At 38.4% G+C, this 21497-nt stretch carries 19 protein-coding genes; 5 read left to right on the top strand and 14 right to left on the bottom strand.

The genetic code is table 11. The features are described from left to right. From H9565_RS13930 to H9565_RS13895, 8 genes are all read right to left on the bottom strand, one after another. A complete protein-coding gene (locus H9565_RS13930) occupies window positions 1-2394 on the bottom strand; it encodes a TonB-dependent receptor (protein ID WP_215440512.1) in 2394 nt (797 codons plus the stop codon). Between the two features lie 69 nt (window positions 2395-2463). Then, on the bottom strand, window positions 2464-2775 hold the full coding sequence (locus tag H9565_RS13925; protein WP_215440510.1) for a hypothetical protein: 312 nt from the start codon (window positions 2773-2775) through the stop codon (window positions 2464-2466). Window positions 2776-2833: 58 nt separating this feature from the next. After that, window positions 2834-3148: a DUF6787 family protein gene (locus H9565_RS13920; RefSeq protein WP_215440508.1), complete on the bottom strand. Its 315-nt coding sequence runs from the start codon at window positions 3146-3148 to the stop codon at window positions 2834-2836. A 30-nt stretch (window positions 3149-3178) separates the two neighbouring features. Then, window positions 3179-3637 (bottom strand): DUF6146 family protein, encoded by a 459-nt coding sequence (locus H9565_RS13915; RefSeq protein ID WP_215440506.1) that lies wholly within the window; start codon window positions 3635-3637, stop codon window positions 3179-3181. A 93-nt stretch (window positions 3638-3730) separates the two neighbouring features. Then, window positions 3731-4363: a DUF937 domain-containing protein gene (locus H9565_RS13910; protein WP_215440504.1), complete on the bottom strand. Its 633-nt coding sequence runs from the start codon at window positions 4361-4363 to the stop codon at window positions 3731-3733. A 262-nt stretch (window positions 4364-4625) separates the two neighbouring features. Beyond that, on the bottom strand, window positions 4626-5576 hold the full coding sequence (locus H9565_RS13905) for a D-2-hydroxyacid dehydrogenase (RefSeq protein WP_215440502.1): 951 nt from the start codon (window positions 5574-5576) through the stop codon (window positions 4626-4628). Window positions 5577-5674: 98 nt separating this feature from the next. Further along, on the bottom strand, window positions 5675-6739 hold the full coding sequence (gene serC, locus H9565_RS13900) for a 3-phosphoserine/phosphohydroxythreonine transaminase (RefSeq protein WP_215440501.1): 1065 nt from the start codon (window positions 6737-6739) through the stop codon (window positions 5675-5677). A 75-nt stretch (window positions 6740-6814) separates the two neighbouring features. Continuing rightward, complete coding sequence (locus tag H9565_RS13895) at window positions 6815-7855, bottom strand: acyl-CoA reductase (RefSeq protein WP_215440499.1); 1041 nt, start codon at window positions 7853-7855, stop codon at window positions 6815-6817. A 131-nt stretch (window positions 7856-7986) separates the two neighbouring features. On the opposite strand from H9565_RS13895, the gene H9565_RS13890 reads away from it, so the two are divergent. The 3 genes from H9565_RS13890 to H9565_RS13880 all read left to right on the top strand — a co-directional run bounded on the left by H9565_RS13890 (window position 7987) and on the right by H9565_RS13880 (window position 12134). Then, window positions 7987-8340: a 4Fe-4S dicluster domain-containing protein gene (locus tag H9565_RS13890; protein WP_215440497.1), complete on the top strand. Its 354-nt coding sequence runs from the start codon at window positions 7987-7989 to the stop codon at window positions 8338-8340. Window positions 8341-8516: 176 nt separating this feature from the next. Continuing rightward, window positions 8517-9611 (top strand): redox-regulated ATPase YchF, encoded by a 1095-nt coding sequence (gene ychF, locus H9565_RS13885; RefSeq protein ID WP_215440495.1) that lies wholly within the window; start codon window positions 8517-8519, stop codon window positions 9609-9611. 195 nt (window positions 9612-9806) lie between these two features. Next, entirely contained in the window at window positions 9807-12134 is a 2328-nt protein-coding gene (locus tag H9565_RS13880) for an ATP-dependent helicase (RefSeq protein ID WP_215440493.1), read from the top strand. 125 nt (window positions 12135-12259) lie between these two features. Here the strand turns inward: H9565_RS13880 and H9565_RS13875 are convergent, their stop codons facing one another. After that, entirely contained in the window at window positions 12260-14185 is a 1926-nt protein-coding gene (locus H9565_RS13875; RefSeq protein ID WP_215440491.1) for a DUF5018 domain-containing protein, read from the bottom strand. A gap of 186 nt (window positions 14186-14371) precedes the next feature. Between H9565_RS13875 and H9565_RS13870 the strand changes: the two genes are divergently transcribed. Next, on the top strand, window positions 14372-14992 hold the full coding sequence (locus tag H9565_RS13870; RefSeq protein ID WP_215440488.1) for an L-threonylcarbamoyladenylate synthase: 621 nt from the start codon (window positions 14372-14374) through the stop codon (window positions 14990-14992). Between the two features lie 83 nt (window positions 14993-15075). Here the strand turns inward: H9565_RS13870 and H9565_RS13865 are convergent, their stop codons facing one another. The 3 genes from H9565_RS13865 to H9565_RS13855 form a co-directional block, all read right to left on the bottom strand. Continuing rightward, on the bottom strand, window positions 15076-15930 hold the full coding sequence (locus H9565_RS13865; protein ID WP_215440487.1) for an OmpA/MotB family protein: 855 nt from the start codon (window positions 15928-15930) through the stop codon (window positions 15076-15078). A 101-nt stretch (window positions 15931-16031) separates the two neighbouring features. Beyond that, on the bottom strand, window positions 16032-17033 hold the full coding sequence (locus H9565_RS13860) for a glycosyltransferase family 2 protein (protein WP_215440486.1): 1002 nt from the start codon (window positions 17031-17033) through the stop codon (window positions 16032-16034). Window positions 17034-17045: 12 nt separating this feature from the next. Beyond that, on the bottom strand, window positions 17046-17492 hold the full coding sequence (locus H9565_RS13855; RefSeq protein ID WP_215440485.1) for a type I restriction enzyme HsdR N-terminal domain-containing protein: 447 nt from the start codon (window positions 17490-17492) through the stop codon (window positions 17046-17048). Between the two features lie 26 nt (window positions 17493-17518). Here H9565_RS13855 and holA point away from each other — a divergent pair, with 26 nt between their 5' ends. Continuing rightward, on the top strand, window positions 17519-18520 hold the full coding sequence (gene holA, locus H9565_RS13850; protein WP_215440484.1) for a DNA polymerase III subunit delta: 1002 nt from the start codon (window positions 17519-17521) through the stop codon (window positions 18518-18520). Between the two features lies 1 nt (window position 18521). On the opposite strand, the gene H9565_RS13845 is transcribed toward holA, so the two are convergent. Next, window positions 18522-18896, bottom strand: a complete 375-nt coding sequence (locus tag H9565_RS13845; protein ID WP_215440483.1) for a DoxX family protein — start codon at window positions 18894-18896, stop codon at window positions 18522-18524. 120 nt (window positions 18897-19016) lie between these two features. Continuing rightward, window positions 19017-21428 carry an alpha-ketoacid dehydrogenase subunit alpha/beta gene (locus tag H9565_RS13840; RefSeq protein ID WP_215440482.1) on the bottom strand — a complete coding sequence of 804 codons (2412 nt, stop codon included), beginning with the start codon at window positions 21426-21428 and terminating at the stop codon, window positions 19017-19019. Window positions 21429-21497: the final 69 nt, after the last annotated feature.

The following is a 21497-nucleotide window of genomic DNA, read 5'->3' as shown; positions in this document are numbered from 1 at the left end:
TTAATAGTTGAAAATTAGGCGCAGGCTTATGTTTCTGCCCATATCGTCCACAAAATATCGTTGGCGATTTAAGTAATCACGATACTTGGTATTCAAAAGGTTGGCGGCACTTAAGCCTACGGTTAAATCGTTTGTGTTTTTAAGAGTAAAAGATGCCTCTGTATTTAAAGACAGTAGATGATAAGCATCTGGAGGGGTGTTTATATCTAGAACCACATTTTCCTGTTGTTGTGGTGAAAACACCTCTATGTTAGGTGGGAACCTAGTTTGCTCAAATACAAATTGGCTCTCTAAGCTCACCAAAAAATTGTTCCATTTAGGATTTGTATAGCTAATACTGTTAGTGAAATTGGCAGCAGGTATGTTTATTAGGGGGATGTCCTTTTCTTTATCCGTACCCTTTACCCAGGCAAATTTATGGTCCGTTCTTATATAGGACGACCAATTGTTGTATAAGAACGCATCAATTCCTACCAATACGGCATTGGTTTGCCGATAACTCCATACTGGGAATGCTCCTCTAATTGTGAATTCAACCCCTGTAGGCTCTAATAATATAAAATCACTAATGCTATTCAAGTAAGGTGCTAAAGTGTATCCCCATTTGTCCGTGTTTCTTTCCAAAGAGGCTGAGAGCTTGGATGATGTTTCACTTTTGATTCTAAGGTCGCCAAGTTCTATACGAGCAGCGGAATGATGCAAGCCATCACTAAATAGTTCGGATGGGTTGGGAGCTCTTTGTGAAAAAGCGTAATTAAACCGTAAATGGTCTTTTTGGTTAATTTCATAGTGAAAACCTGCCGTACCCGAAAAATTATGATAATCAAATACCGGATTGGTAAGCAACTGGGTTCCTAGATCTTCTAGTACTATATCGGCAAAATCTAAATCATAACTTCTTTCTTGCCAACGAGATTCCCTATAGAATTTTTTTGCATCAATCCGACTAAAATCGTAACGTGCTCCCGCATCTAAGGTCCAATCGGTATTTAGTTCATAGCTTCCAATGGCAAATAATCCAAAATCATATTTATCATAATCAGGAATCAATCTTCTAACTCCGGTATCCGGATTTGCAAAATTGGATTGAAACCTTCCCATGACCCCAACTTTTACATCTAAACCTTGTTTTGCATCCAGCTTTAAGTTGGATAAAACAGAGTGTGTGGTTAGTTGGAGATCTAACGAAGCTTTGTCCGCATCGTCTCCTACGCGAATGTCATACTCAAATCTTCTGTTTTTTTGAAAATCATATTGAACGGTCCATTTACCAAAACCTTCAAACCTTCTATAGTAATTTAGTTTTGCCAAATGATGGCTTACCTCTTGGTTGGGATGGGTTATATTATAAGTGAAATCGTTTACAATACTGGGTGTCTGGCTATTTATGGATAATATTAAATCATCTACATTGCCAATATGGGAAGCTCTTAAGATTCCTATTTCAGAATTAAAATAGGAGTAATACCCTTCCCAACCCTGTACAAAATCTCGTTTTCCGATGTTTAGGGAGAATCCACTTTCCCTTATGCCCGTATTGGATAAAAGGTAGTCCGGAGCTTCTAAGTCTCCCAGTTTCTTGTAAGAGCCTTGCGCCTTTATGTAGAGACCGGATTCAAAAGACTTTGTAATGGACGATGTGATATTACCGCCACGACCATTGGAGAAAAGGTTCAGTTGTGTTTTTCCAAATAAAGAATCGGTTCTAATAATGGGTAAGGGTTCTAAAACAATAACCCCACCAATGGCATCACCACCATACTCAATGGCGGCCGCACCTTTTATTACACTGATGTTCTGGTTTGCGTTTACATCTACATTGGGAGCATGTTCTTCTCCCCATTCCATATCCTGCATTCTAACGTTATTGTTCAGAATCAAGATTCTACTACCGTTTAACCCCTGTATGACAGGTTTAACAATGTTGCCACCGGTATTTAAGGTAGATACCCCGGAAATCTTTTTTAGGGCATCACCTAAACTATTACCACTGTTACGTTCAACATCTTTTTGGGAAAGGGTGTTTTCTTGACCGGAGTTTGTGTTTTTGGGCACATTGCCTACTACTTTTACTTCCTTTAGCTCCTCTAAATGATGTTCAAGTCTAATCTCTGAATAGGTATCGCCACTTACGGTAACCACATGAAATTTTGTGGTACATTCTGGGTGAGATATTTCCAATTCCAACACACCATCACAGAGATTTTTAAAGCTGAACTTTCCGTTATCTCCGGATACAGTGGAAACGTTTTTTCCAGTGATAGAAATAGTTGCGCCACTCAACGGACTGTTGTCATGGAAATCAACTATTTCTCCTAGTAATATTGAATTGCAATCTTGTGCGTAAATAATTGAACTGCAAAAGATTGCGAAAACAAATAAATAATACTTCATATATAAGTTTTGCACGAAAAAGATATCGATTCAGACTATAAATCGATTTGTTTTGTAAGGATGTGGCGTTTAGCCTTGACAAGGAGGAGGCCTGCCAAAACGGGTATACGGAACGTAAAATGAAGAAGTCTTAGAAGAAACTAAAGACGAAATTTTTTTATCTGTATGAATGATGAGGGGTAAAAGAATCAGTACCAAGAAAGTGGGGGCGAAAGTGAATTCAGAATTTTGATTCTGAATGGCCACATCGCAAATACTACAGTTTTCTATAGTATCGGCCGGGTCATCTTGGTGAACGTAGACGTGAAAAGAAGTAACCTTAACAAGTATAAGGCTAAACAATACAAGTACAGAGAAATATTTAAATACTGAACTCTTCACGGCGCAAAAATACTAAAAGAAGTAGAACTGAGTGTTAAATAAGACCTAACAAAACTATTTAAAATAGAAAACCAAGCCCAATTCTCTTAAGCATCTTTTTTTCAAAGGCCCAAAAAAACTTAAATTGCCCGAACAACCAGCCATAAATTACCAATAACACTTGATAAAAGGGGAAAATAAGTAGAATTCGTAAAATCCAATAAAGTGTGCTTCCCCACCAAGAATCGGAGAAATTTGCTTGATGTAAGCCAATTAAATTTAAAAAGGGTTTTGCTACATATACGGAAGAAGAGCCGGTAATGGCGAAAACGATAAAGATGATAATCAACTGAAAATTGCTGGTAACGTCCCAGCGCTCTTTTAATTTCTGCATGGTAATTATTGAATTCGGCAAATATACTTTTTATATGCGGGGTACAAAAGGTCCTAAGCGTTGATTGTATTTTCGTTGAAAATAAATGAAGTAGTTGTAAAGTTTGTAGTTTACCTCATAACCATAGTCCGTGTGGGGGTCATAGTTAATTTGCAGTTCATAAAGGTCGTGGTTATATCTTAAAGGTTGCATCACTCTTTGGTTATAATTGGTGACAAAAATTTGATTTCGGTTCTCCATATACGATTGCGAATAGAAATTACGGGGTCTGGCTATGCTTTGGAGCCAAAAATTAAAGCCTGGCTCAATAATTATTATTTCGTACTCCGTTTCATCACTCGCAATTTTTACGGTATCTCCCTCTTTTTGATGAAAAGCTGATTTTTCATCTTCCGAAATAGTAACCGTTTCTTTTGTACTGGAACAACTACTGGCTATTACAGTCGCTACAAGCACGATTGCACTGCATATGGTATATATTCTTTTCATTTTCATAGCTATTGAGACCTGTTATTCCAATTTACAAAAAAAAGCCGCTTGAATCAACAAGCGGCTTAGGTATACTATTTTGTAATCAGGATTCTATTTGCCAAATAAGCCCCCTAGAAGACCGCCAATACCTCCTTTGTTACCGCCAAGGGCCATAGAGGCTACGTCATCAAGAATGCTGCCGTCTCCATCTGAATCCAAGAAAGATTCTATAAGGGATTGTTGTTGGTTGCCGGAATCGCCGCCACCCATAAGACCGCCAAGAAGATTACCTATTCCGTTAGAGTCGCTAACATTTTGTTCTTTGGTTTGCTTGCCCAAATATCCTAAAAGAATAGGGGCCGCTACTTTTAATATGGTAGAAATAGAACCTGCATCCATTCCTGATTTCTGACTTAGTGCATTTTCTACGGTAGCCTGTTTTCCGCCTAAAACGTGACCTAGTATTCCAGCGCCGTCATCCATAACGGATTGGTCAACTCCTCCGTTAAAAAGTCCGCCTAGGTTATCCAAGATGCTACCGTCATGTTTTCCTGATAAAGCACTCATTAGCCCTTGGGCTCCTTCTGGTGTTGCTGCATTTTTCTTCATTGCACCCATTAAGATAGGCAAGGCCATGCTTAATACGCTTCCGGTTTGATCGGTAGAATTACCGGTCTGGCCAGCTACACCACTTATTAATTGTTTGCCCATTGGGCTGCCTAGTAGGTCTAATAATCCTGACATAATGTTTAGTGTTTTATAATTGGACAACAATTTACAAAAAAGATTCGGTCAAAACGGAGAAGCTATTAAAAAAGAACCGCTTAATAGCGCAATAAAAAAACAAATTGATTTAGTGTTACGTTGCTAACTTACAGTTTGTTATATGTTTTTATGTAAATTTTTTAATTAAAACGAAACAAGTTTGTGTGCAGATATAAAAAACAAAAAACCTCGTTGTGCAACTATCTGCTCAACGAGGTTTTGATATGGTTATAAAGTAAGGCTACTTTAAAAGTGTGATAATCTGTTCCGCTAATTCCGTTCCTATGCGGTTTTGTGCTTCACCGGTAGCTGCGCCAATATGTGGAGTTAATGAAATATTGGGGTGCATAAGAATTCTAATTTCCGGTTTAGGCTCAGATTCGTATACATCAAGCCCCGCAAAAATTACGTTTCCGTTCTCTAGGGCATCAACTAGGGCAACTTCATCAAGAACACCGCCACGGGCAGCATTTATGATACCTACACCCGGTTTCATCTTTTCAAACTCATCTTTTCCTAAAATATAGTTCTTTTGTGAGGGCACGTGAAGCGTAATAAAGTCCGATGTGGAAACCAACGTTTCTTTGCTTTCCGATTCAAAATCAAAAGTTATGGATCGTCCATCAAAAAAAGGAACTTCAATTGAAGCTTTATCTAGGTTGGGGTCGTGGTAAATAACTTTCATACCAACACCTAGGGCAATTTTTGCGGTTGCTTGGCCAATTCTTCCAAAACCGATTATACCTAAAGTCTTTCCGCGAAGCTCGGTTCCGGACCCGTATGTTTTTTTTAGTTGTTTAAAATTGCTATCTCCTTCAAGTGGCATATTTCTGTTGGCATCATGTAAATAGCGAACCCCTCCAAAAAGGTGGGCAAAAACCAGTTCGGCCACTGAAGATGATGAGGCTGCAGGGGTATTTATTACGTGTAAACCTTTTTCTTTGGCATGTACCACATCTATGTTGTCCATGCCAACACCGCCTCTTCCAATGAGTTTAAGGCTGGGGCAATTATCTATAAGCTCCTTTCTTACCTGGGTAGCACTTCTTACTAATAATCCGGTTATTCCGTTTTCGTTTATGAAATTCTGTAACTGTTCTTGGGCAACCCGTGTAGTTATCACTTCAAAACCAGAGTTTTCAAGCGCTTTTATTCCTGATTGGGCCAATCCGTCATTTGCAAGTATTTTCATTCTATTCGGAAAATTTATTTAGTACAATAGTATATTAAAATAGCGTCCGTTAGCGGTTGGCCAACGGACGAATTCTTATGGTTAATGAATTGGACAGGTTACCCTTTTCTTTCCATTTCGCTCATTACATCTACAAGCACGCCTACGCTTTCCAATGAAAGGGCATTGTACATAGATGCTCTGTACCCACCAACTGAACGGTGACCGTTAAGGCCGTTAATACCCGCTTCTTTCCAAAGTGCGTCAAAAGTATCTTTTAATCGATCATCGGCTAAATTGAAGGTAGCATTCATGTTAGAACGATCCTCCTTGTTGGCAAACCCGTTGAAAACAGGGTTTAAATCAATCTCAGAATACAGTAACCGAGCTTTCTTTTCGTTAACTTCTTCAATAGCGGATATCCCTCCTAAATTTTTAAGCCACTCCAATGTTAGCATAGAGGTGTAAACGGCAAATACAGGTGGGGTATTGAACATACTATCCTTTGAAATATGCACTTGGTAATCTAGCATGCTAGGAATCTTTCTGGATACCTTTCCAAGTACATCATCTTTTACGACCACAAGGGTTGTTCCGGCAGGGCCCATATTTTTTTGTGCTCCGGCATAAATCAAATCAAACTGAGAAAAATCAAGTTGACGAGAAAAGATATCGGAACTCATATCACATATCAACGGTACATTGGTTCTTGGAAATTCCTTTACCTGGGTTCCAAAAATGGTATTGTTGGAGGTAAGGTGAAGGTAATCCAAGTCGTTAGGCACCGTATATCCTTTGGGAATGTAATTAAAGTTTTTATCCTTTGAAGAGCCAACTTCAATAACATCGCCAAATATTTTAGCTTCCTTAATAGCCTTTTCACTCCAAGTACCTGTATTCAGGTATCCCGCTTTGTTCTCTAGAAAGTTATAGGCAACCATAAGAAATTCCATACTGGCACCTCCTTGAAGAAAAAGAGCGGAATAACCTTTTCCTTCTAGACCTAAAAGTTCAAGGGCCAAGCTGCGCGCCTTTTCCATTACTTCTACAAAGTCTTTGCTTCTATGAGATATCTCAATAAGGGAAAGACCGGAACCATTAAAATCCATTAATGCTTCAGAAGATTTCAACAATACTTCTTGAGGTAATATACAGGGGCCGGCACTAAAATTATGTTTTTTCATAAGGTTTGTAAAAAATTAAGAGATAAAGGTCTTGAATTTAAGGGAAACGTAACTCCCTATTAACAAAAAATTCTATTACGTTCTCAACAAGAAATCAACAGTATCTACATTGTCCGCATAGTCTGTCAAAGAAGGTTGTTGAGTGTTTCCGAAAGCAATTTCAGTGTCAATAACACCTTCGCCTACAATACATTGTAACTCGTTCGTGTCTTGTGATAACCGTTCTTTTAAATTGTATAGACTGTCATAACGCTCATAAAATAAGGAGGCAATAGGGGAGCTATAACTCTTGTCCTCTTTTAAAATGAGGAAACCATTGTCCAGTATTTTAAATTCGGACATCAGGTAAACTGCTTTATTGTAATCATAATTATTGGCATATTTTACGTGCTCTATGATCGGATGATAGGAATAAACAGCCTCAAAGAGCGTAGCAAAATCATAATTTTCGGGCACAAAAACTTTGCTAACACTGCGGCATCCCAACCCGTAATACCTAAAAATATCTTCACCTAGGGCGTTGATTTGTTCTTTTGATTCCCTTCCTGTCAGAACGGCTATGGAGTTTCTGTTTTTTCTAATAATATTGGGCACTTTGCTAAAGTAGTGCTCAAAATAGCGAGAAGTGTTGTTGCTACCTGTGGCTATAACGGCATCAAAGCCTTCCATTTTACCATCTGAAATTTCAATCGAATCTTTAAGTAAAGGTTCAATTGAAATAAGATAATCCTTTGTAAATAAAATAAGTACATTATCATTTGAAGATAATTTAGCAAGGACTTTATTGCCGGTAATTAGAACGGACATAAAATCATGAAAACCAACCAGTGGAATATTACCTGCCATAATAAGCGCTACTTTTTTAGGCTTGTTTTTGCCCAGGTTGTAAGGCTTTAACCAATCGGAAAGTTTTTCTTCCGTTAAGAGTTGCCCCCAGCTTTCCAATGCATGGATTACGTTCTCGCGGGTAAACCAACCATTTTTATGTTTGGACAGCGCAATGGCGTCCGCTAATTTTTGAGACCATTCGTCATTTGGTGTTTCCAATGTAACAAACTCTCTAAGAAAGTGGCCCAGTTTAACAAATGCAATAAAAGTTTTATGATGGTCGTTCATATATTTGTTCAAAATTGTATTCCGAAGTACCTTTGTGCAAAAGTAAGAATACTGAATTGATTTTTCTTTTTGAATACGAAATGAAAATATAACGAACAGCTTTTAGACCTGTTCAGCTTAAATTGAATAATATGGCAATAGTTATAACGGATGAATGTATTAATTGTGGAGCTTGCGAGCCGGAATGTCCGAATACTGCAATTTATGAAGGAGCCGATGAATGGCGCTATAATGACGGAACTTCTCTAGAGGGCGATGTAGTGCTTCCTGATGGGAAAGCGGTAAACGCTGATGAAGTTCAAGAACCGATCAGTGATGAGATATATTACATTGCACCTGATAAATGTACGGAATGTATGGGCTTTCATGAAGAACCCCAATGTGCCGCAGTATGTCCTGTAGACTGTTGTGTGCCGGATGAGGACCATGTAGAGTCTGAAGAGACCCTTTTGGCCAAGCAAAAATTCATGCACCCAGATGGTTAATACGTAAAAACGTATTGGTCTTAGGATCGTAAATGAAAACCCGGACATAGTCCGGGTTTTTTGTTTCTTAACTTTTGGGGTCTATATATGGCTTTATACGTTATCTTTGCATCCTGAAAAAGAAAAAATAAAAGACCGAACAAATCCATAGCGTCTAAAATTTAACGTTAAAATACATGAAAGCAGGTATAGTAGGGTTGCCAAACGTAGGAAAATCAACCCTTTTTAATTGTCTCTCCAACGCTAAGGCACAAAGTGCCAATTTCCCCTTTTGTACTATAGAGCCTAATATAGGTGTTGTAAATGTACCCGACTCTAGATTACAGAAATTAGAATCCTTAGTAGATCCAGAGCGCGTTCTACCGGCAACTGTAGAAATTGTTGATATTGCCGGTTTGGTAAAAGGAGCAAGTAAAGGCGAAGGGTTGGGAAACCAGTTTCTAGGAAACATTCGTGAAACCGATGCTATTCTTCATGTATTACGTTGTTTTAACGATGATAATATTGTTCATGTAGATGGTTCCGTAGACCCTATTAGGGATAAGGAAACCATAGATATGGAGCTGCAGTTAAAAGACCTTGAAACTGTTGAGAAGAAATTAGATAAGGTAAAACGCGCTGCAAAAACCGGAAATAAAGAAGCGCAAAAGGAAGAAGCTGTTCTTTTAAAGTTAAAAGAAGGCTTAGAAGCCGGAACTTCTGTACGGGCCATAGATATATCTGATGATGAAAGGGATGAATTTGTAAGGCCATTACAATTCATAACGGACAAGCCCGTAATGTACGTTTGTAACGTAGACGAGGGTGCTGCCGCTACAGGAAACGATTATGTGGAAAAAGTAAAAGCTGCCGTTGCCCAAGAAAATGCAGAGGTAATTGTGTTGGCCGTAGGAACAGAGGCGGATATTACCGAATTGGAAACCTATGAGGAACGCCAAATGTTTTTAGAAGACCTTGGGTTGGACGAGCCAGGTTCTGCCAAGTTAATACGTGGAGCTTATAAGTTACTGAATTTGGAAACCTATTTTACCGCGGGTGTTAAGGAAGTTCGTGCATGGACCATTCCTGTTGGTGCAACCGCCCCACAGGCCGCCGGTGTTATTCATACCGATTTTGAAAAAGGATTTATTCGTGCGGAAGTTATTGCCTATAATGACTACGTACAGTATGGTAGTGAAGCAAAAGTAAAAGAAGCCGGTAAAATGCGTGTTGAAGGTAAGGAGTACATCGTTAAAGATGGCGATGTCATGCACTTTAGGTTCAACGTATAGTTCTAAGACATTAAGAAATAATGTTGCCAATCCTTTAGGGGCAGCAATGATTTTAAGACCACATGGGTATGCCTTATGTGGTCTTTATCAATTTTAGAAGATAACAGAACTTCTTGTTTATAAAAGAAATCAACATCATTTTAGGATAAGCCTATTTATGGTTAAATTCACGACTCTAAAAAACACTCTAGTACATTGAAGAATTTTATAGATGAATTGAACGATGCCCAAAGAGCACCGGTTCTACATAAAGATGGGCCATTAATGGTTATTGCAGGAGCTGGGTCCGGTAAAACAAGGGTGCTTACCTTTAGGATTGCCTATTTAATGCAGCAAGGGGTAGACCCCTTTAATATTTTGGCGCTTACCTTTACCAATAAGGCGGCACGTGAAATGAAGGAGCGTATCGCTAAAATTGCAGGTAGATCGGAGACCAAAAATCTTTGGATGGGAACGTTTCATTCCGTTTTTGCCAAATTGCTACGGTATGATGGGGACAAACTTGGCTTTCCAAGTAATTTCACGATTTATGATACTCAGGATTCACAGCGTTTGTTGGCTTCCATTATTAAGGAAATGGGACTAGACAAGGATATTTATAAATACAAACAAGTACAGAACCGTATATCTTCCTTTAAAAATAGCTTGATTACGGTTAAGGCGTATCTAAACGACCCAGATTTGGTAGAGGCCGATGCTATGGCCAAACGCCCAAGAATGGGGGAGATATACCAAAATTATGTAGACCGGTGCTTTAAGGCCGGTGCAATGGATTTTGATGACCTTTTACTCCGTACCAATGAACTTTTAAACCGTTTTCCAGAGGTTTTGGCCAAGTACCAAGACCGTTTCAGGTATATTTTGGTAGATGAGTACCAAGATACCAACCATTCGCAATATTTAATTGTAAAGGCTCTTGCAGATCGCTATCATAATATCTGTGTGGTAGGGGATGATGCGCAGAGTATTTATTCTTTCCGCGGAGCGAACATTAGCAACATCCTTAATTTTCAGAAAGATTATGATAATGTGGGTATGTACCGTCTTGAGCAAAATTACCGCTCTACCCGAAATATTGTAAACGCTGCCAACTCCATTATTGCCAACAATAAAGAGCAGTTAGAAAAAGTGGTTTGGACTTCCAATGACGATGGGGGTAGCATAAAAATACATAGGAGTACTACGGATGCCGAAGAAGGCAGGTTCGTGGCAGGTTCCATTTGGGACCATAAGATGAACGAACAATTGGGTAATGGTGAATTTGCGGTACTTTACCGTACCAACTCCCAATCCAGGGCTATTGAAGATGCTTTGAGAAAACGGGATATTCCGTACCGTATCTATGGCGGACTGTCATTCTATCAAAGAAAAGAAATCAAGGATGTATTAAGTTATCTGCGTTTAGTCATAAACCCTAAAGATGAGGAAGCTCTTAAGCGAATCATTAATTTTCCGGCAAGAGGTATTGGGCAAACCACTTTGGACAAGTTGACCGTTGCCGCCAATCATTACAACCGGTCTATTTTTGAGGTAATCCAGAATTTGGACAAAATTAATTTAAAAATCAACGCGGGTACGCAAAGAAAGCTTCAGGATTTTACGACCATGATTCAAAGTTTTCAGATCATGAACGAAACCACCGATGCTTTCGCTCTGGCCGAACATGTTGCTAAAAAGTCCGGTCTCCTTTTAGAGTTTAAAAAGGACGGGACGCCGGAAGGTATTGGTAAGATGGAGAATATAGAAGAGCTTTTGAACGGTATAAAGGATTTTGTTGAAGGACAAAAAGAAATTGCCGACGCCACGGGAAGTATAAGTGAATTTCTAGAGGACGTAGCCTTGGCTACCGATTTGGACAATGATAAAGGTGATGATGACCGTGTGGCCCTAATGACAATTCACCTAGCTAAGGGGCTTGAGTTCCCGTATGTATATATAGTTGGGATGGAAGAGGACCTTTTTCCTTCCGGTATGAGTATGAATACCCGTAGTGAGCTAGAGGAGGAGCGAAGGTTGTTTTATGTAGCACTTACGCGTGCCGAAAAGCAAGCCTACCTAACCTATACACAGAACCGATATAGATGGGGGAAATTAATAGATGCGGAACCAAGCCGTTTTCTTGAGGAGATTGATGAGAAATATGTAGAAAACCTTACTCCAATAGATACGGGTTATAGGTATAAACCTCTGGTGGACAGTGATATTTTTGGTGAAGTTGACAAAAGTAAGTTACGGCAGGTTAAACCTGTGGGGGGTACACCTCCTAGCCGGAAAGGGCCTAATGAAAGTCAGCTTAGGAAGTTAAGAAAGCTAAAACCAGAACTAGCTACGCCTGTTGGCAATACAAATTCGGTAGATCCTAATTTAGCCGAAGGCAGTATTGTTAACCATACGCGTTTTGGTCAAGGTAAAGTGTTAAAGATTGAAGGAATGGGTAATGACCGAAAAGCTGAAATACAGTTTGTAAAAGGAGATATAAAAAAATTGTTGCTTCGCTTTGCTAAGTTGGAGGTGGTAGGTTGATTTTTAATCATTTTTTGATATTTGAGATTAAATGCCCTGAGGTAATTTAGAATAAATAAAAAGCCCTAAAAGTCAATTTTTAGGGCTTTTCTATTTGTTATGGATGTATATGTGAATGGGGTATGTTAATGTTGAAAAACAATTGAGAAAGGGATTTCATAGGTTACTCCATTATCCGTAACCAAGACCTTACCATCACTTTTATCGTCCATTTGACTTAGGTATTGATCTTCTATTTGACCAGTAACTATTGAGTTGGGGTGGGTAAGGAAGTTTTTGACGCTCAATGAGTTTTCTACAAAAAGAATTTCATTAACCTGGAGCCCTTCAATATTTTGGTTGAACGTTATATTTGCTTGTTTGTAGAATGCTTTATCGGATTTAATCCCTATTATAGCTTCGGTAATAACTAGAGTAGGATGTGTTGATGCAGGTTGTAATACTTCAATTTCTATACCGGTCTCAGCATCGTTATGGTTATTGTATCCAATTAGATTATTTCTTAATCTAAGTTCATAACTTCCACTTTGAAGTTCGTCCGGAATCCGAACGCTCAGGCTATTTTCGCTAGTTGATTCTGTTCCTAAACGATATAAAAGGTCTTTTCCGCTAGCTTCTGTAGATATTAAAACAATTTCAGATAGTTCTCTAAATATATATTCCCCCTTATTCTCAAAATATAGGTTTTCACCGGTAACGGTTAGCATATCACCTTTTGTGTAAATGGTTTTATTAATGGATGTATTTTTTGGATTTCCTCCGGAAACCACTGGTATAGCTTCTCCCCAGTAGTCAATAAGATCGTACTCATATGTTTCTCCATCTAGATGAATAGCAAATTTGTAATCCATACCATTGGGAGCATCTGCAGAATCTAAGTCAGGAAGGGTAAGAACAAAACTCTCATTACCAGACCCAGAGCTATAAGTTGCGTTCGTAAATTCATAGACTATACCATCTTTTTTGAGGCTAAAAGTGTATTCTTCTAAGCGAGAGTGATCTAAGTATAAATTTGCAGAAATGTGAGCGCCAGGTCGGCTTATAACCCTGTCCAATTCGCCGTTAACACTAGCATAGCTAAAATTAGGTGTTCCTTTGGTAAAACGAAGGTCGCTATCATTGGTTTCTGTGCTATTATCATGTTCTATAAAAATTTCAATCTCATACCTTCCATTTAAATATGATTCTGGCAACCTTGCTGTGACGGCATCACTTTTGTAGGATATATTTTCAATTTTTTCAACACTTAACGGTATGCTTTCACGGGTATGGCTGTTTATCAAATTGACCTTAACACTGTCCAAAACTGGATTAGTAGGATAGGCATTAAAAGTAATGGTTTCGCCAGGTGCTTTATCGGCAAACATATTTATACTAAAAGGAGGCAATTCAACCTGATCAAGACGATTGTCTACGCTAACAATATATTTTTTAGTGTCTCCTGAGTTAAAAGTAACGGTATAAGTAACTGGTTTGGTAAAATCTAAGGTTTCATCAGACTCAGGAACACTAGTGGCTCCTTCAGGCAGATTAAGATGAAGCTTCAACGCAGGAATATTGCTTAGGTACGGAATACGAAATTGAATAGAGTCAGCCTCAGCTTCCGGTTGTTTAACATGATTAAAATTACTTCTACCTTCAGGCAGATTCGTGAAACTAAAAGCTACATGTGTATTTTCTGCTGCTTCGTCTTCATTCTTAAGATTAACCTTGTAGCTGTTAGTAGACCCGTCTTCGGCGGTAACCGTATAAACTACTTCCTTGGAAAAATCTTGAGCAACACCTGATTTCGGGGAAATTGTAGCTTTTTCAGAAATGGTGATTTCAGGAGTTAAACTCGTAAGGTCAACAGTAGAAGGGAATGCGTGACGAATTTCGTTAGAATTGATTATCAGTTGATTTTTTGTGTCTTGAATACTTATGCTAAATTCTAGAAGTTCATTCTTGTCGCTTTTTGATTGTGTTTCTTCGGTCTCATCGGAATCTTTGGAACAGGAAACAAAAAATAGCAGAAAACATGCAGATAGGGCAATTAGGGAGGAAAATTTCATACACTTATGTTTTTTATGTAAATCTGTCAAATCCCTGAACGATGTTATAAAGATTTTATTGAAATAATTCGACCAACGGTTTTCTGTATTTTGGCTGCTTTTTAATAGAGCGCTCATGTAAAGCAGGATAGCTAATAGGATAAAAAAAAATGTATTAATTTCGGAGTGAACGAAAGGTGATAGACTATGGCGGAATTTATAAGAATATATGAGGAAAATCCCAATCCAAAGGAAATACAGAGGGTTGTTGATGTTTTGCGTAAAGGAGGGTTGGTCATTTACCCTACGGATACAGTATATGGTCTTGGGTGTGATATTACCAATTCTAGGGCCTTGGAGAAAATTGCACGTATTAAAGGTATTAAACTTGCTAAGGCCAATTGGTCCTTTATCTGTGCTGATTTAAGCAATCTATCCGATTATGTCAGACAAATAGATACGGCCACCTTTAAAATTTTGAAAAGAGCGCTTCCGGGCCCCTACACATTTATTCTGCCTGGAAATACTAATCTGCCTAAAGACTTTAAAAAGAAAAAAACGGTAGGTATAAGGGTTCCAGATAATTCAATAGCAAAAGCGCTCGTAGAAGGTCTAGGTAACCCCATTGTATCTACATCTATTAGGGATGATGACGATTTGTTGGAATATACTACGGATCCAGAACTTATTTATGAGAAATGGGATAATTTAGTTGATGTAGTAATTGACGGTGGTTATGGAGATAACGTGGCATCTACGGTAATAGACTTGTCAGACGGGGAACCTACTGTTTTAAGGGAGGGAAAAGGAAGTTTGGATATCTTCTAAATATTTAATCGAAACTACAAAAAGGATATAAAAAAAACCGCAACTTCTAAAGTTGCGGTTTTTGTATCTCTAATATTAACTGTTTAGTTATTGATGGCAGGATCGTTCATGCCTTCTTCGATCATGCTGTAGAACTGATCAATTTTAGGAAGAACAACAATACGAGTTCTTCTGTTCTTTGATTTTTCAGTAGTAGAAACAGGAACATATTCTGATCTACCGGCCGCTGTCATACGCTTAGGATCAACATTGTAATCATTTTGAAGAATTCTTACAACTGCTGTAGCACGCTTAACACTTAAATCCCAGTTGTCTAAAAGAACACCGTGTCTTCCGTAAGGTACATCATCAGTATGACCTTCTACCATAAATTCAAAATCTGGCTTGTTGTTCACAACTTGTGCAACTTTACCAAGGATTTCCTTAGCTCTGCTAGTAACATTGTAGCTACCGCTGCTGAATAATAACTTATCTGAGATAGAAACAAAGACAACGCCTTTTTCAACGCTAATTTCAATGTCTTCGTCATCTAAGTTACCCAACACACCTTTTAAGCTCTGAACCAATGAAAGGTTTACAGAATCTCTTCTAGTGATTGCGTCTTGTAATTTACGAATAGTAAGATCCTTTTCTTTTAAGCTTTCCAAAGACTTCTCAAGGTTCTCTGCACCTTTTGAAGTCAGAGTAGTTAAGTTGCCCATATTATTGATCAACTCTTGGTTGTTAGCTTTTAAGAATGAATTTTGGTCTTGTAATGTTTTTAGACGAGAACTGGCAGTTGCCTTTTCCTCTAAACAATCGTTCAATTTAACCGTTGCGGAATTCAAAAGATCTTGTGCTTCTTTATGTTTTGATTCTAAATCCGAATACTTCTTTTGTGATACGCATGAAGACAACAACAAGGTCACTCCTAAACAGCCTAAAATTAATTTTTTCATAATGAGAGTTACTAAGTATTTAATGATTGTTATTTGATTTTAATTAGTGTCAATAAGCGACAAAATTAGATAATCGCCAAATTTAGTATTTGTAAAATTAGTTAATGTTTTACTAAATCGTTAAAATTCTTTACATGATGTACGAAATGCTGCCATACTATGGACTTCGTAAGGTAATACTTTGGGATAAAATTAGCTTTTTCCCTCACTTTATACATCTTTCCAAAATTCCTATAGAAACTTAAATGAGCTCTTAGAATTGCAAAGCAGTGGTTAAACTTAAACTGAAAAATGAAACGTAATGCTGCAATTCCGTCCAGTAAGAGACGAAATCCTATAATAGTCAGGGCTTTTTTCCGAGGTAAATTCTTTGTTATGGAAAAAAGGGAGTTTCTAAAGTTCAGATAGGTTTTTTTTGGGTTCATATTGCTTAAAGTAGATCCGCCCAAATGATAAACTTTAGAAGCACCAACATAAAATACCTTGTGACCTTTGTTTTTGGCTCTCCAACATAAATCTATTTCTTCTTGGTGGGCAAAATAGTGTTCATCAAAACCGTTAACAGACCAAAAGACCTCTTTTCTAATGAACATGCATGCCCCTGTGGCCCAAAATATTTCTAAAACATCATCATACTGCCCGTTGTCTTTTTCCAATTCCTGAAATATGCGTCCCCTGCAAAAAGGGTATCCCAACTTATCTATAAAACCTCCTGCCGCTCCGGCATACTCAAAATATTCCGGACGCATCATATCCAAAATTTTGGGTTGTATGATTGCAGCATCCTTGTTTTTCGAAAAAACTTCCAATATTGGGGGCAACCAATTTTCGGTTACCTCTACATCGGAGTTTAGAAGACAATAAACATCAGCATCTATATTTTTTAGTCCAATGTTATACCCTTTGGTAAACCCACCATTTTCTTTGTTCTGAACAATTTGTATGGTAGGATAGTTTGCTTTTATAAACGCCACGGAATCATCTGTAGAAGCGTTATCTACAACATAAACGTCAGCTCCCTGAGAATACTGCATAACAGAGGGAAGGTATCTTTCAAGAAGTACCTCTCCGTTCCAGTTTAATATGACTATGGCAATGCGCAAAACGATGGCAAATTAACGGCTAAAATCAGGAATATCCCTGAGAAACGAATATTTTTCTGAAGTAAAATCCATTTTACAATAAAAATGGTTGAGCCCGTTGGTTACCATTAGGTAATCTGCTTTAAGTTGCAGGTTATAGCGTGCTATTTGATCAAAGGTAGTTTGGTCTATGGTAATTTTAGGCGCTTTGCATTCCACTAAAATGTGAATACTTCCGTCAGAGTTAAAAACAACAATGTCATACCTCTTCTTAATATTATTAATAATGAGTTGTTTTTCAACGTTTATAAGGCTGATAGGATACTTTTTCTCAAAGAGCAAATGATTAACAACGTGTTGCCTTACCCATTCTTCTGGTTGTAGCACAACAAATTTTTTGCGTATACTGTCAAAAATAAGCACGTTATTTTCGCTACTTTTGAAACGGAATTTATACTCCGGAAAATTAAGGGGTTCCATATAGCAAATTTGATGATTTTTTTTGGATGGATGAAGCAAAACAAATAGTTAGCGATATTAAGAACGGTACGATCAAACCCATTTATTTTTTATTTGGGGAAGAACCCTATTATATTGATGCCATTGCCTCGTACATTGAGAAAAATGTTCTAGCTGAAGAAGAAAAAGGTTTTAACCAAATGGTCCTGTACGGTAAGGACGTTACTATAGACGATATTGTTTCAAATGCAAAGCGGTATCCTATGATGGCGGAGCGGCAAGTCGTTATCGTTAAGGAAGCACAGCATCTTGTGCGCACCATAGAGAATTTAACGGCTTATGTAGATAACCCCCAAATGACAACGGTATTGGTGGTTTGTTATAAATATAAGAAACTGGACAAGCGGAAAAAATTATATAAATCCGTACAAAAGGCAGGTGTTCTTTTTGAAAGCAAGAAGCTGTACGAAAACCAAGTTTCCGATTGGATAAGGAAAAACTTGCAGGGTAGAGGATATAGTATTTCTCACAAGGCGGCCATATTACTTACTGAATATCTAGGAACGGATTTAAGTAGAATAAACAACGAAATAGAAAAGTTACAGTTGGTATTACCAAAGCAGAGTGAAATTACGCCTGCCGAAATTGAAGCTCATATTGGTATAAGCAAAGACTATAACAATTTTGAGCTGAAAAAAGCCATTGGCGAAAGAAATGTGCTTAAAGCAACACGTATTATAAATTACTTTGCTCAAAATCCAAAAGACAACCCTTTTGTGTTGACCGTTACTTTGTTGCATACTTTTTTCTCTCAGCTTTTACAGTATCACGGGTTAAAGGATCATTCGCCCAAAAGTGTAGCAAGTGCTTTGCGTATTAATCCTTATTTTGTGGGCGAATTTCAGACAGCCGCACGTAACTATCCTATGAAAAAGGTGAGTGGTATCGTTTCAGCTTTAAGAGAAATGGATTTAAAGGCCAAAGGGGTAGGGGCCAATGTTAATTCTCAGGAAGACCTACTGAAAGAACTTCTGGTAAAGATTATCTAAATTATCTTTTGTCTACACTGTATTTTCCAGGGCCTAATAAGGTAATGGCCACAAAGATTACAAAGTAAATAAGGGCCAGCTCTTTCTTTTGGAAAGGGTCCGCACCGTGTACGATAAATGCGGCGACAGCCATAGTAATTGCCGTTGGAATTGCAGCCCATCTGGTCTTAAAACCAAAAATGATTAATATAGGACAAACCAATTCTGCTAGTACAGCTAAAAATAAAGAAGGAGTGGAGCCCATTCCTATTGGATCGCCAAATTCCACACCGTTGATCAACATTTGCAATTTTCCATATCCGTGAACAGCCATCATGGCAGACGCTGCAATTCGTAATAGAGCTAAGCCAATATCTTTCAAAAGTGAATTTGACATGTTATTTTGAGTTTACATTAAAGATAAAAGTATTCTTTTTTATGAATTAGCCCAAATACATTTGCAACAAATATTTTTGTCAAAACACGTCACATTTGAATTCTGTTGATTACGAATAGGTTAGCGTAATTTAGGAAAGCTTTCAGGGTCCAGCTCATTCATTATGGCGTATACTTTTTCAAAAACGTCCTCTATATTGGGTTTTGAAAAATAGTCACCGTCCGTACCATAAGCGGGTCTGTGAGCCTGCGCGCTAAGCGTTTGTGGCGCAGAATCCAAATAAGCATATGCCCCTTGTTTTTCTATGATTTCATTGAGTATATAAGCGGAGCATCCTCCTGGTACATCCTCGTCTACCACTAGAACCCTATTGGTCTTCTTTATGCTCTCTAGGGTATCATGATACATGTCAAAGGGCAACAGTGTTTGTGCATCTATAACCTCTGCATCAATCCCAACTTCTTTTAGTTCTTCTGCAGCTTTTAACACAAGTCTTAGCGTAGATCCATAAGAAACAATGGTAATATCGGTTCCTTGTTTTATGGTTTCAACTTTTCCTATTGGCGTATAGAATTCCCCTAAATTAATCGGTTTTGGTTCTTTAAGCCTATAGCCGTTAAGACTTTCAATTACTAGAGCAGGCTCATCGGTCTTTAACAGTGTATTATAGAAACCGGCCGCTTGGGTCATGTTTCTAGGAGATAAAATGTACATACCGCGAAGTGAATGTATCAATGTTCCCATAGGAGAGCCCGAATGCCAAATACCTTCTAAGCGATGCCCTCTTGTACGTACAATTAAAGGTGCCTTTTGCTTTCCAAAGGTTCTGTAGCGTAAGCAGGCCACATCATCCGTTAAGGTTGCCAGTGCATAGAATATGTAATCCAAATATTGAATCTCAGCTATAGGGCGAAGTCCTCTTAGAGCCATGCCTGTACCTTGTCCTATAATAGTTGTTTCCCGTATACCGGTATCCGCAACGCGAAACTTACCATATTTTTCCTGTAAACCCTCAAGACCTTGGTTTACGTCTCCAATGGCTCCGCTGTCCTCACCAAAAACTATGGCGTTTGGGTATTTCTCAAATATTTTATCAAAATTGTCCCGGAGAATAATACGGCCGTCAACATTTTCGGTGTTGTCCGCATACTTAGGTTTTACTTCGGCTACGCTTAACGCCCCTGTAGGCCCATCATTATATAGGTCGGCACTATATAAGGGTTGTGTTTCGGCAAGAAAGGTATTCGTCCATTCTACAAGTTCTTGTTTCTCTGGAAAAGACTCGCCTATGAGATATCTGAGCGCTTTTCTTGAACTAACGGCTAAATCCTTTTTAATGGGCTCTTCTATCGCTATGAGGTCATTCTTTACTTTGGCTATAAAATTTTTATTCTGACTTTTTGCCGATGCCCTGTCGAGTATAGCTACCAATTGTTTTTTAAGGGTTTTGTGACTTTCCAAGTATTCTGACCAGGCTTCTCTTTTAGCAGATCTAACTTCTCGTACAATGGCTTTTTCAATAGCCTTAAGCTCATCATCCGTTGTAATGCCTGTTTCTAAAATCCATTCGCGGAAACGCTTGTTGCAATCATTCTCTTTTTCCCATTCCAGTCGGGCTTTGTCTTTGTAACGTTCGTGAGAACCGGAAGAAGAATGTCCCTGCGGTTGGGTAAGCTCGGTTACATGAATAATAACGGGTACATGTTCCTCTCGTGCTATGTCCGAAGCATTTTCATAGGCATGCATCAGGGCAGTGTAATCCCACCCTTTAACTTTTAACAGCTCATAGCCTTCCTGTTCTTCGGTTCGCTTAAAACCACTTAGGATTTCGGAAATATCCTCTTTTGTAGTGTGATATTCCGCAGGTACGGAAATACCATAATCATCGTCCCAAATGCTGATTACCATAGGTACTTGAAGCACTCCTGCGGCATTAATGGTCTCTAGAAACATTCCTTCACTGGTACTTGCGTTTCCAATGGTGCCCCAAGCTACTTCATTGCCGTTGTTGGAAAAGTTAGTGGCGTCTACATTGTTCAGGTTCCTATACATTTTAGAAGCTTGTGCTAGGCCAAGTAATCTGGGCATTTGTCCTGCCGTACAGGAAATATCTGCACTACTATTTTTCTGTTCGGTTAGATTTTTCCAGCTTCCATCCTCATTAAGGCTATGCGTTACATAATGCCCACCCATTTGCCTACCGGCACTCATAGGTTCCTTTTCAATATCCGTAGTGGCGTAAAGTCCGTGAAAAATGTCTTTTGGAGTAAGAAGGCCCAGTGCCATCATAAACGTCTGGTCACGGTAATAGCCGCTTCTAAAATCTCCGTCCTTGAAAGATCGGGCCATGGCCAACTGTGGTAGTTCCTTACCATCTCCAAAGATTCCGAATTTTGCTTTTCCGGTCAAAACTTCTTTCCTACCCAATAAGCTACATGTTCTACTAAGAACAGCAATTTTGTAATCGCTTATAATTTGGGTCTTGAAATCATCAAACGTAATATCATTACTGGTTTTAGGCGATGTATCCATTAAGCTGTATGAGTTTTTACAAAAATAGCAAACTGCTAGCATTTTTACAATGCTTACAGAACTTAGTTG

This window comes from Zobellia russellii, assembly GCF_018728565.1.
In the GTDB taxonomy this organism is placed as follows: Bacteria; Bacteroidota; Bacteroidia; order Flavobacteriales; family Flavobacteriaceae; genus Zobellia; species Zobellia russellii.
This window is presented reverse-complemented; position numbering and strand designations above follow the sequence as displayed.